General features: G+C 42.5%; 12 protein-coding genes. 4 read left to right on the forward strand and 8 right to left on the reverse strand.

What is annotated here, in order from left to right:
- Positions 1 to 30: 30 nt before the first annotated feature.
- Complete coding sequence (locus NRI27_RS15755) at positions 31 to 1419, reverse strand: alanine/glycine:cation symporter family protein (protein WP_371391580.1); 1389 nt, start codon at positions 1417 to 1419, stop codon at positions 31 to 33.
- A gap of 244 nt (positions 1420 to 1663) precedes the next feature.
- Between NRI27_RS15755 and NRI27_RS15760 the strand changes: the two genes are divergently transcribed.
- Positions 1664 to 2041: a YtxH domain-containing protein gene (locus NRI27_RS15760; RefSeq protein WP_317945776.1), complete on the forward strand. Its 378-nt coding sequence runs from the start codon at positions 1664 to 1666 to the stop codon at positions 2039 to 2041.
- 23 nt (positions 2042 to 2064) lie between these two features.
- The gene (locus NRI27_RS15765; RefSeq protein ID WP_317945774.1) at positions 2065 to 3051 is read left to right on the forward strand and encodes a YihY/virulence factor BrkB family protein; all 987 of its coding nucleotides are present in this window, start codon (positions 2065 to 2067) and stop codon (positions 3049 to 3051) included.
- A 312-nt stretch (positions 3052 to 3363) separates the two neighbouring features.
- On the opposite strand, the gene NRI27_RS15770 is transcribed toward NRI27_RS15765, so the two are convergent.
- The 6 genes from NRI27_RS15770 to NRI27_RS15795 form a co-directional block, all read right to left on the reverse strand.
- Positions 3364 to 5268: a heavy metal translocating P-type ATPase gene (locus NRI27_RS15770; protein WP_371391581.1), complete on the reverse strand. Its 1905-nt coding sequence runs from the start codon at positions 5266 to 5268 to the stop codon at positions 3364 to 3366.
- Positions 5269 to 5637: 369 nt separating this feature from the next.
- On the reverse strand, positions 5638 to 7173 hold the full coding sequence (locus NRI27_RS15775; protein WP_317945770.1) for a fumarate hydratase: 1536 nt from the start codon (positions 7171 to 7173) through the stop codon (positions 5638 to 5640).
- A gap of 20 nt (positions 7174 to 7193) precedes the next feature.
- Complete coding sequence (locus NRI27_RS15780; RefSeq protein ID WP_317945769.1) at positions 7194 to 7367, reverse strand: SE1561 family protein; 174 nt, start codon at positions 7365 to 7367, stop codon at positions 7194 to 7196.
- Between the two features lie 324 nt (positions 7368 to 7691).
- Positions 7692 to 8078, reverse strand: a complete 387-nt coding sequence (locus NRI27_RS15785; protein WP_317945767.1) for an OsmC family protein — start codon at positions 8076 to 8078, stop codon at positions 7692 to 7694.
- Positions 8079 to 8151: 73 nt separating this feature from the next.
- A complete protein-coding gene (locus NRI27_RS15790; protein WP_317945765.1) occupies positions 8152 to 8955 on the reverse strand; it encodes a polysaccharide deacetylase family protein in 804 nt (267 codons plus the stop codon).
- A 52-nt stretch (positions 8956 to 9007) separates the two neighbouring features.
- Positions 9008 to 9907: a TIGR01777 family oxidoreductase gene (locus tag NRI27_RS15795; protein WP_371391582.1), complete on the reverse strand. Its 900-nt coding sequence runs from the start codon at positions 9905 to 9907 to the stop codon at positions 9008 to 9010.
- A gap of 89 nt (positions 9908 to 9996) precedes the next feature.
- Here NRI27_RS15795 and recX point away from each other — a divergent pair, with 89 nt between their 5' ends.
- Together recX and NRI27_RS15805 are read left to right on the forward strand one after the other, a co-directional pair.
- Positions 9997 to 10809, forward strand: coding sequence for a recombination regulator RecX (gene recX / locus NRI27_RS15800; RefSeq protein WP_371391583.1), 813 nt, complete (start codon positions 9997 to 9999; stop codon positions 10807 to 10809).
- The gene (locus NRI27_RS15805; protein WP_371391584.1) at positions 10799 to 11131 is read left to right on the forward strand and encodes a YfhH family protein; all 333 of its coding nucleotides are present in this window, start codon (positions 10799 to 10801) and stop codon (positions 11129 to 11131) included. Before recX ends, NRI27_RS15805 begins: the two co-directional genes overlap by 11 nt.
- Before the next feature lie 43 nt (positions 11132 to 11174).
- Here NRI27_RS15805 and NRI27_RS15810 read toward each other — a convergent pair whose 3' ends face one another.
- Positions 11175 to 12158, reverse strand: a complete 984-nt coding sequence (locus tag NRI27_RS15810; protein WP_317945844.1) for a metal-dependent hydrolase — start codon at positions 12156 to 12158, stop codon at positions 11175 to 11177.
- Between the last annotated feature and the right edge of the window lie 111 nt (positions 12159 to 12269).

A 12269-nucleotide genomic window follows, 5' to 3' on the forward strand; every position in this document is an offset into this window, starting at 1 on the left:
CCCTTCATTAGCATCGGACTAATCATCACATTATTTAGACGAGCTGTCAACAGCTGCTGATTGTGCAAGCTTTGCTGCTTCTTTCTCTTCTTCGATTTTCTTTTTGAAACGCTTTGTCTCCATCACAATGACACCAGACAACCCTAGAAGACCGATTAAGTTCGGAATGGCCATGAGACCATTAAGGACATCCGCCAATAACCAGACGATATCAAGTGAAACAAGTGGACCGACGATGATAAATGCTACGAAAAAGATTCGGTATGCGAGTACTGCTTGTTTCTTAGGGAACAAGTATTGGAAACACTTTTCTCCATAATAACTCCACCCTAAAATTGTTGATGTTGCAAAGAATACCAATCCGATTGCGACGATGATTGGACCTGCTCCACCTAGGAATGAGCCGAATGCTTCAGCAGTCAATGCCCCTGCATCAATGTCTTTATTCTTCCATTGACCTGACATGACAATCGTTACACCTGTAATTGAACAGATAATAAGTGTATCAAACAATACTTGAGTCATTGAAATGAGTGCTTGTCGACCTGGCATGTCAGTTTTTGCAGCAGCAGCGGCGATTGGAGCAGATCCCATACCTGCTTCATTGGAGAATAGTCCACGTGCTACACCAAATCGGATTACTGCACCAATTGCACCACCCGCCGCAGCTTCGCCTGAGAACGCATCACTGAAAATCAAACCAAATGCTTCAGGTACGAGATGGATGTTCATAATCATGATGATTGCACCAGCAATGAAATAGAATAGCGCCATAATTGGAACGAAAAATGCTGTAACCCTTCCGATGGATTTAATACCACCGAGAATAACGAGAGCTCCGAATATAACGAGTGCTATGCCCGTTAGTAAGTGCGGTACATTGAAAGTACTATTCATAACATCTGCAACTGCTTTTGATTGAGTTCCATTTCCAATTCCAAATGCAGCTAAAGCACCGAATATTGCGAAAATTATACCTAACCACTTTTGCTTTAATCCATGCTCAAGGTAATACATCGGACCACCAGCCATTTGGCCGTTCGCATCCTTTGTACGATACTTTACTGCAAGAATGGCCTCACCATATTTAGTCGCCATTCCAAAAAAGCCTGCAAGCCACATCCAGAAAATTGCCCCAGGACCTCCTAAAAATACGGCAGTTGCAACTCCGACGATGTTACCGACGCCGACAGTGGCAGCCATCGCGGTCATCAAAGCCTGGAATTGAGAGATATCTCCGTCCTCTTTTTTACTGTGCTTACGAGAAAAAACCTGCTTTAACGAATACGGTAGTAAACGTAGTTGAATGAATCCTAATCTGAAAGTTAAAAATATACCGGTTCCTACAAGTAGGATTAGTAGGGGTGGCCCCCAAATAAGTCCGCTCGCTTTGTCTAGAAAATTGTACACTGCATCCATTGTCAATACCCCCTCGTTTCATTATGTCAATACAGTTACAGCGAGATAAGTTATTTTATATCGACTCCTCTCATTGAATCAAGTAGAAAAACTACTTAGAATACTTAATAGTTGTTATTGATAATATTCCGAAATTTTAGAGCGATAGTCAAGCACTTTTTTTGAAATACAGTAAGATTGTTTGTTTTTCCTCTCTACGGGTATAATGTTATATGCATATAAGTCAATATTGGAGGGGTTTGTAGTGGGTAATAGTAAATTTGGTAAATTTATTTTGATTGGGGCATTAACTGGAGCGGCTGTTAGTTTGTTCGATAAAAGTACGCGTAGGCAAGTCATGAATACTTCCAATCACATGGCGAACCAAGTAAAATTCTACGCGAGTAACCCGGATGTATTAAAAGAAAAATTTCAGCAAACTAAAGAAAAATATATGTCCTTATATGATCAGTTTTCTGGAGACGCAGCATACATTAAAACACAAGTAGACGAGTTGAAGACGCTGACACCACAAGTGAAAGAACTGGTAGTAGGAACGAAGGAAGCGTTTGTCGATTCAAAGGAAGAGTATAAAGAGCTCATAACAGAAACGAAAGAAACTGGAGATGTAAAAAAGTCGTAAGCTTTGAAAGGAGTGAGCCAGATGTGAGCCAGAAAGAACAAGTGACTCATCAACAGGAAAGCTTACACCCTAAGAGCAAAAAAAGTGGGATTCTAAAGGATTCGGAAATCATGAAGTTCATCGATGATGTAAAAGAAGGTGAAATGGAGCGATTTGATGTTACGACCACAAAAGGCTTTTGGAAAGAATTAATTATTCGGATTAAAAATGTCGATATAACGGGTTTAGGCTCTCAACTAGCGTTCTTTTTCCTGTTATCGCTTTTTCCGCTATTAATCTTTATGATGACGCTGTTGCCATTTTTGAATATTGATGAATCCCAAATATTTCTCTTCATTCGTGATTACGCTCCTGATAGTGTTTATAGTCTAATTCATGACACACTTGAAGACATATTGAGAAACCGGAACGGTGGTTTGTTATCAGTTGGTGCATTAGCAACCATTTGGTCTGCTTCCAAAGGGATGAATGCGATTACAAAAGCGTTAAATCAGTCCTATTATGTGGAAGAGTCAAGGTCATTCATTGTAGCGAGAGCAATGTCTGTTGTATTTACAGTTGCACTCATCGGTGTGCTAGTTGTTGCTCTCCTACTACCTGTATTTGGACAACAAATCGGATCCCTTGCATTTTCTTACTTTGGCATGGAAGAGGACTTCATGACCATTTGGGAGAATCTACGTTGGATTTTACCACCAATTTTATTGTTTACCGTTTTTCTAGCATTGTATTGGATTGTACCAAATAAAAAGATTCATATAACAAGTGCGATGCCAGGTGCTTTATTTGCCACGGCAGGGTGGATTATCACTTCACTAGCATTCTCTTATTATGTAGGGAACTTCGCTAGCTATTCGAATACGTATGGCAGTATTGGAGGCATCATCGTACTTATGATGTGGTTGTATTTTTCGGCCATTATCTTAATGCTAGGTGGGCAGTTAAACGCGGTGATGACGGAACGAAAACAGGCAAAGCTGGCAAAACAAAAGAGCAATGCAGTCGTTTGACTGGCATTGCTCTCAGCCTGTTGACAAACGCTCGCATCCGTTGTTGCTTGTCTCACTCGTCCGCTCATGAACTTAAGTTCTATTCGCGTCTTCGCTCGACTTCGCGCGGGCCTGCACGACGCAGGTCGTGCAGGCGTTGGGACAGGACGTCCCGAACTTAGACTGCCTTCCACCTGACAAGCGTTTTCAATCAGGCTGAAGAACTTTCTATGTATAACAAATTTCATTAAAAAAGTGTAGACAAAGTAAAAATCGACTTTGTCTACACTCTGGGGGCAATGCAGTCTTATGACGGGCATTGCTCTTTTCTGTTTAGTTGATGCGATTTAACAAGCGTAAACCGTTTAAGATGACGAGAATTGTACTTCCTTCATGACCGATTACCCCTAACGGTAAGTCGACAACTTGCATGAAGTTGGACATGATTAAAATAGCGATGACGGAAACAGAAAAGAATACGTTTTGTTTTACAACGCGTTGCATTTTTTTAGAAACTTTTACCGCATAAGAGATTTTCGTCAAATCATTTTGCATGAGGATGACATCTGCTGTTTCGAGTGCAACATCTGTCCCTTCCCCCATGGCAATCCCTGATGTAGCTGTTGCTAAAGCAGGCGCATCGTTAATGCCGTCCCCGACCATCCCGACATTACCGTATTCTTTTAGTAGCCCTTTCATCTGTTCGACTTTCATCTCTGGCAGACAGTTTGCGACGTAACGGTCAAGGCCAGCTTCCTTAGCGATGGCATGAGCTGTTTTTTCATTATCTCCTGTCAACATGATTGACTGGATACCTAACTGCCTTAAGTCTTGAATTGCTTGAACTGCTTCAGGTCGGAGTGTATCTTTCAATGCGACAGCCGCAAGAATCCCTTGTGAATCCTTGATGAAAACGACGGTCTTTCCATCTTCATAGAGTTCGTGAATGATACCTTGGTGGAAGTCTTTCGTTTCTTGGGCACCGACAAAACGAGGATTTCCTACTAGGATCTCTTGCTCGTCTACAACCGCACGAATGCCAAAGCCAGGGACATCTTCAATATGTTCAATTCCTCTTGTCGTAAGGCCATGCTCTTGCGCGTAGTTTACAATAGCGAGAGCGAGCGGATGATTGGATTGGGCTTCAATGCTCGCTAGAAGTGATAATGCTTGTGTACGATCTGCTTTGCTTCGTACGAAAAAGTCCGTAACAACAGGCTTCCCGGTTGTAAGTGTCCCTGTTTTGTCAAATGCGATTGCTTGCAATGAACCTAAGTGCTCTAAATGGACACCACCTTTAAACAATATCCCTCTCTTTGCTCCGTTGGAAACAGCTGCCAATGTCGCTGGCATAATCGAAGCAACGAGTGCGCAAGGAGAAGCGACAACTAATAGAACGATTGCTCTGTAAAATGTCGTCGTCCAATCCCAACCAAACAGGAAGTGGGGGAGGAACATCATAACAAGGACAGTTAAAATAACAATCTTTACATACGTACCTTCGAATTTCTCGATGAATTGCTGTGATGGCGATTTTTCACTTTGTGCGTTTTGAACGAGTGTAATTATTTTTTGAAATAATGTATCTGAACTTGGTTTTGTCATTTCCATGTGAATGACGCCACTAATGTTCATGGTTCCTGCGAACAACTCATCGTTCTTTTCCTTCGTAACCGGAACAGACTCTCCGTTAATGGCGGACATATCAATGGAAGTCGTTCCTTGGAGAATGATACCGTCCACCGGAATGCGCTCGCCAGGTCGAACAACTATCGCAGCACCGACGGAAAGGGAAGAAGTGGGGACGCTTTTTGTTGATCCATCACCTTGTAGTAGCCAAGCCTCTTCCGGTTGCATGTTCATTAACGCCGAGATTTCTTTATGGCTTTTGTTCAATGTATAGGTTTCTAACGCACCGCTCACTGCGAATATGAAGATTAATATTGCGCCTTCAGCCCAATAACCGATAATTGCTGAACCGATAGCAGCAAAGACCATTAGCATTTCTACGTTCAATTGCTTATCTGCAATTGTTTCTTCAATGCCTTCTTTCGCTTTAGCAAATCCACCGATTAGAAAGGCAATTATATAAAGCGCGATGGATAAAGATTCGTTACCATCTTTGCCGATCAACCAAGCTGAGACTATTAATAGTCCTGAAAGAAGTGCAGCAATCAATTCGATGTGCGCCGTCCAGTGACGAGGCGTTTGTTGCGCTTCTGTTGTTTCTGTTGTCATTTAAACCCCTCCTAATTGAGAATGACTATCGTTTGCAAGTGACGAACTTACATGTATTATCTTTAAAACAATTGATATAATTGGATATAGAGAGCTGTTCGATAATCATTTCTTGTTTATAATTATTATAAATAAGAGTATAGCATACTCCTAATGAAAAATGATAGTGGGTTGTTTGAAAAGTTTTTTGAGCGAAATTGATTTGTGCAAAGAGGAGAGCTGCATGTCTAAAGCATGTTGCTCCACGCGGAAAGAGGGGAGTCGTGTGCCCAAAGCAAGTCGCTCCACACAGTACGAACCTCGCCGCTTACTTCTACAGTCGCAAAAAAGCCCTGCAGTATGTACATGCTGCAGGGCTTTCCAAGCTATTTAGCTAAATACTTTCTCTTTAAATGTTGCGAGTTTTTCTAACGATGATTTGTCTACGTCGGCGTGAAGGCTGTTTCCGTGTGAGTCCATTGTGACGACCGCAGTAAAGTCTTCGACGCGTAAATGCCACATTGCTTCAGGAATGCCGAATTGAAGTAAGTCGACGCCTTCTACTTCTTTGATGCAGTCTGCATAATATTGGGCTGCCCCACCGATTGCGTTTAAGTAGACACCGCCGTGTTCTTGTAAGGCTGCGAGCGTTTTAGGACCCATGCCGCCTTTTCCGATGACTGCGCGAATGCCGAATTTTTTCATAATATCGCCTTGGTAAGGTTCTTCCCGAATGGAAGTGGTAGGTCCGGCTGCTTTGATTTCATACGATCCGTCTTCGTTTTTCAATACGACCGGACCGCAGTGGTAGATGATATGTCCATCTAAGTCGACAGGTGCATCGTTTTCCGTAAGGTGCTTATGAATTGCATCGCGTCCTGTATACATTCTTCCGCTAATTTTGACGACATCTCCAACTTGTAATTCACGGATTTGCTCTTCTGTAATAGGAGCAGTTAGTTCGACGACACGTGATGATTGTGTGTCATTCGTTTCCGTCGTAGCAGCAAAAGCTAGTTTGTCACCCTCATTGTAATGCCATTTGGTCACATCACCTGTCGTTGCATCAATATCGACGGCCATACGGCGGTATGCCCAACAATTATAAGCTACGGAGACATAGAAACTTGCAGGGATACGGTGCATGACGCCGATTTTACAACCTAATAATGTTGCTTCACCGCCGAAGCCCATTGTTCCGATACCGAGTTGGTTTGCAGTATCCAAGATGTAACTTTCCAATGCTGCAAGATCAGGATGCGGATTCACGTCATCCACTTCGCGGAAAAGTTGTTCTTTTGCTAAATCATACCCAGAAGCGCGATCGCCTCCGATTCCGACACCGATGAAACCGGCAGAACAGCCTTGTCCTTGCGCTTGGTAAACAGAGTGGAGAATACATTTACGAATTCCGTCTAAATCACGTCCAGCTCGGCCAAGACCTTCGAGTTCAGTTGGCAAGCTGTATTGAATATTTTTGTTTTCACAGCCGCCACCTTTTAAGATGAGCTTCACTTCAATATAATCTTTTTCCCATTGCTCGAATTTCACAACAGGGAGACCGAGGCCTAAATTTGTCCCGCTATTTTCGCCAGTAAGCGAATCAACTGCATTTGGACGCAATTTACCGTCCTTCGTCGCTTGTACCATAGCACGCGTAATGGCGTCTTTTATCTCCAACTGGTTAACGCCGATTGGTGTTTTGATTTTGAAAGTTGGTAAACCCGTATCTTGGCAAATCGGTGATAGTTTGTCGTCAGCCATGTTGATGTTGTTCGCGATTGTATCAAGACTCATTGCTGCCCGTGTACCGGCATTCTCTTTTTCCCTTGCAGCCTTTACAGCTCTACGGACATCTTTCGGTAAATTCGTAGATGTATCGCAAATGAGATCATACATACTTTTTTCGAGTTGCTCTATGTACATTCTTATTTCCCCCTAAGGAATCATTGGTCTGTTTTTAGTTTATTCATTTGTTGTTCCAATTCGTCAATTAAACTGATGAGCTGATCAATCTCTTGTAAATCAGTGTTTTCTGGCTCAATCGCTTCAAGCTTTTCCAAAAATAAATGAAGACGGTTTTTTAACTCATCTACTTGTCCACTTTGTCTTTGTTCCAACACATACACCTCTTTTCATCATTGTAATCGTATATGAAATGGCAATAGAATTCAATGTAACGCGAATCAGTTTAACTATATAGAAAATTATACTTAACAAAATGTTTACAATACATAATCAAAGTGGTATACTACTAATAATCTAATTCGTAAAGGAGGCTGTAGAGTAGAGACGAATCGAATCCGATGTCAAAGGAGGGGATCCGTTACCGTTTGACGGCTACTGCCGATAGACGCCTACGAATTTTATGCAAATTGAAAGTGAGAGTTCTATTCATACGTAAGGCCCAGCCATCATCTTTTACAGATATGGACCGGGCTTTTTTAGTTTACAAATTCATAGGTCTTGACGACTTCGATACAGTTTTTAACGGATTGATACATTGAACAGTTGTTGTCTGTTACTTGCATAATCTTATCCATCTTCTCATTCGTCATCTCGATGCCTTCAATCAGGAAATGCAAATGGACTCTTTCAACCCGACTCGCTTCTTCCTCATTGCGATATACATCTTTAACTTCAATCGTAATGGAAGTCGCAGGCATTCTTTTGCGTTCAAGTACTTTCCGCATGACGCCTCCCGTACAAACGGCAATTGAAGAAATGAGTAGTTGATATGGCCTGAAGCCAAACTCCTCATTGCCGGAGATTTGTAACGTACCGAAAGATGTTTCTGTTTGGAATCCGTTCTCTGTCATTTCAAATTTCATGTTTTTAACCTCCTCATTCTTCTATTATAAAAGGACGGTTCTGAAATAAGGAGATTTTTGCTTCATATAGTAACTAGCGCAAAATCGAATCGACATTTTCGTATTCCATGACAAGATCATCCAATGTACGGAACTCGTAACCGGCTTTTTTTGCATCGCGAATAAAATCCGGTAATGCTTCCGCGTTATCAGGTGATACTGTATGCATTAAGATGACAGCACCTGGGTGCAGTTGCTTCATCAGTTCATTATATGCATAATCGCGTCCACGAGGTTTATCGGCATGCCAATCAATGAAAGCGACAGACCAGAAAATGTGTCGATACCCTAATTCATTTCCTTTCGCCAATAATGCATCATTGAAAATGCCTTCAGGTGGCCGTGCGTAAATGGTCCGTTCTACACCTGCTGTTTTCAACAACAACTCGTCAAATTTTTTCCATTCTTTCTCCATGCCGTCTTCTGTCAAGTTTGCCATATTCGGATGATCATATGAGTGGTTGCCGATGTCGTGACCTTCCTCGACCATCCGTTTGACAAGCGGTGCAGCGCTCTTTAAATAATGACCCGTAAGGAAGAAAGTTGCAGGTGCATCTTCCTTTTTCAGTGTATCTAAAATGGATTCTGTATAACCGTTTTCGTAGCCATTGTCGAACGTCAAATAGGCAATTTTTTCATCTGGTTTACCTTTATAGATTGCACCGTGTCTGTCGAGCAACGATTCCAATGCAGCTCCAGCATTAGGAGGAACGCCATTTGCTGATTTTTTGAACCCCCAATGGAATTCTTCAGCACTTGCAGCGAATGGATTGAACAAGATGCCGACAATAATGATGAATGCAGCCATGAGAATACCTGGTCCATGTTCTTCCACCATGATTACACAACTCCTTTTTCCGTAGGATGTGCGCAACGATGGAAAGTATACCTTATTTAAGCAGATCGTTCAGTGCGTCCGCCAAAACAGGAAACTCAAAATCGAACCCTGCTGTTACAATCTTTTCAGACGAAACATATTGGCCTTCCAGGACTAGTGCACTCTTTTGACCAAGCGCGCTCTTCATAAGAAAGGCAGGAGCAGGTAACCAATGTGGCCGATGAAGAACATTGCCGATTGTCTTGCCGAAATCATTCATTCGCAATGGGAAAGGTGCGGTAATATTAAATACGCCTTGGGCACTTGCATGCTCTAACAAAAAAACAGCTGCGTTCGCTACATCTTGGACATGCACCCATGAAACCCATTGTCGACCGGAACCGACTTTTCCACCGACGAATAGCTTATAGGGCATACTCATGAGCGGTAGTGCGCCTTCATCTTTTCCGAGAACGACGCCAAACCGCATGATTGCTGTTCGTATACCTTGCGCTTGCAATGTAGCTGCTTTTTGCTCCCAGTCATGGACGGTCTTACCAAGAAAGTCATCAGCGACGTCGCGCGATGCTTCACTGTAGATAGTCGTTTCAGAAGCTGGATATATGCCGATTGCACTTGCATTTAAAAAGATAGTAGGTTTACTTTGCAATGCCGAAATAATGCGGATCAGTTCGTCCGTCGCAACCATCCGACTGTCGTAGATTTGCTGTTGGTGGTCTGGAGTCCAGCGCCCATCGTTAATGGATACGCCTGCTAAGTTTATGAATGCATCTGCTGAAAGAATCTCTTCTTCGGGTTTGGATCCGTCCGTTAACCATTGCACATATTCGATGTTTTTTTCGTTCGGTCGTTTAGAACGAGTCAGAATCACAATGTCATGACCTTTCTCCTTTAGTAACGATGTGATTTTTTGTCCAATGAAACCTGTACCGCCTGCAATGACAACTTTCAACTTGAACACCTCCGTTAGTCTTGTAACCTCGCAAGCTGACCTTCCGGAATAGAACATGTATACTGATAGGAAAGGGAGGTCGAGCCGGTTTGCCTATACTTACGAAAATAACACAACAAAAACGTGATAGCGAACGTTATAATCTATTCATAGATGAAAAATATGCGTTCAGTGTCCATGAATCCATCTTAGTAAAGTTTGGTCTCACAAAAGGGATGCAGTTGGATGATTGGGCAATGGACGAAATTACATATGAAGATGAAATCGAAAAGGCGTTTAACAAAGCGTTGCATTTCCTATCCTTTAGAATGCGGACAGAATTCGAAGTGAAGAAAAAATTGCTGGATCTTGAATTTGGCGAAGCGGTCATCCTAGAAGCGATTGTGAAGTTAAGAAGACTAGGCTTTCTTGATGATGCAGCATTCTCTGAAGCATTTGTGCGAACGCAAAAAAATGCATCGAGTAAAGGACCGAAGGCGATTAAGCAAGAGTTGCACAAAAAGGGAGTCACGAAGGAGCTACAAGAAGAAGTGCTTCAAGCGTATCCGGAAGAGGAGCAATTTGCGATTGCACAAAAGCTTGCTAAAAAAGCGGCAACGTCTAACCGAACGATTCCCCCAGCACAATTGAAACAGAAAATCCAAAATGCTTTAGCGCGAAAAGGTTTTTCATTTGGTCTTATTAGTGATGTGTTGGAGTCCATTGACTTTGAACGTGAAGAAGATGAATGGGATGCTATTTGTACGTCAGTTGGTGAAAAGGCTTGGCGACGTTATGCAGCAAAGTATTCAGGTTATGATTTAAGGAATCGAGTGAAGCAATCGATGTATCAAAAGGGCATCCCCCTTGAGAAAATTGACCGTTTCATTGAAATGAAGGAGAATGAGGAAAATGGAAACTGAAAAGAAATATAGTGAAATGAATGAGCACGAATTACGGTCAGAAATCGGACGCCTGATGGAGAAAGCGCGCAAAGCGGAACAGATGGGAATGATCAATGAATTTGCCGTTTACCAACGTAAAGCGTTAATGGCGAAGTCGTACATGATCGACCCTGCAACAATCGTTCCGGGTGAAATTTACCGAATTGACGGCGATGAGGGTGTGTTTTTCTATGTCGATTATCTAAAAGGGCGTTTTGCTTGGGGGTATCGTCTCGGTGGTGAGCGGGCAACGGAAGCCTTGCCGATTGCGATGCTCGAATCTGTGAAAAGTGGTAAGTGATAAGAGCTTGTCCCTTACTCGACCGGGGACAAGCTCTTGGTTATTAAGAGTTCGGGATGAAATTTAACTTCTTCCGTAATTTATCTTCGGAGAAAATCCATCCTGTATAGGAGTTGACAACTTCCATGTCTTCATTAATATGGGCGACTGCTACAAAAGGGTAATAATCTTTGCTTCGGTAGCGGAGGTCAATTAGTCGAACTTCATATAAGTCGTTAACATGAGCGACTGACCATCGATAAATCGGTGAAAAAGAAACGAACGCCTCGATGTTTTTATCTTGCATGGCTGCATCGATGTAAGGGGACTTCGGCATTTTTTCCCGTTCAAATCGATCGTAGATATTGACGGACCGTCCATATGCGCGTCCAACAAAATGACAATCCTTATTTGTCGCGGCCACTCTCCATTGAAAGAAGTTCATGGTAGGTGCAATGAAAATGTGGTCGGCATCTGGCACCGTATTCATAACTGCTTTCTTCACGGCCGCTTTAACAGCAAAGCGGAGTAGGTAGTAAACGAATACGACGCAATATAATACGATGAATGTTGGAACAGGTTCTGTACCGAATAGCCAGAAGGCAAGGGCGATGACATGTAATGCAAAGATAATGGGATCGAATGTATTAATGACCCCAATCGCTACCCATTTATTCGAAAAAGGTCGTAACGCTTGTGTGCCATACGCATTAAAGATATCAACGAAGACGTGCAAGAACACAGCTAGAAATGTCCATGCCCAGACGTGGAAAAAGGCTGAAGCAGGGAACATGAACGATAGTAAAATTGACAGAACGAGTGGCCATAATAGAACCGCGGGTATTGAATGCGTAATGCCTCGATGATTACGTATATAGACTGCGTTATTTCTCAATTTAAGGACAGTATCGACGTCTGGTATTAAAGAGCCGGATACAACGCCGATAAACACGGCAGTCATCGTTACAGAATCTGTGGCAACGACTGGGTCCGCCATTGCGAGTCCGCATATCGCGCCGCCCATGACAATATGTGTGCCTGTATCCAAGTGATCACTCCTTGTGTGAATATGCATCGGTTCTTTCATTAGTATATACCCTTTTATCGTTGAACAAAAAACATTCAGTTTTTACAATTTCATTTCATTAACGAAAAGCAT

This window comes from Sporosarcina sp. OR05 (assembly GCF_041414805.1).
GTDB classification, from domain to species: domain Bacteria; phylum Bacillota; class Bacilli; order Bacillales_A; family Planococcaceae; genus Sporosarcina; species Sporosarcina saromensis.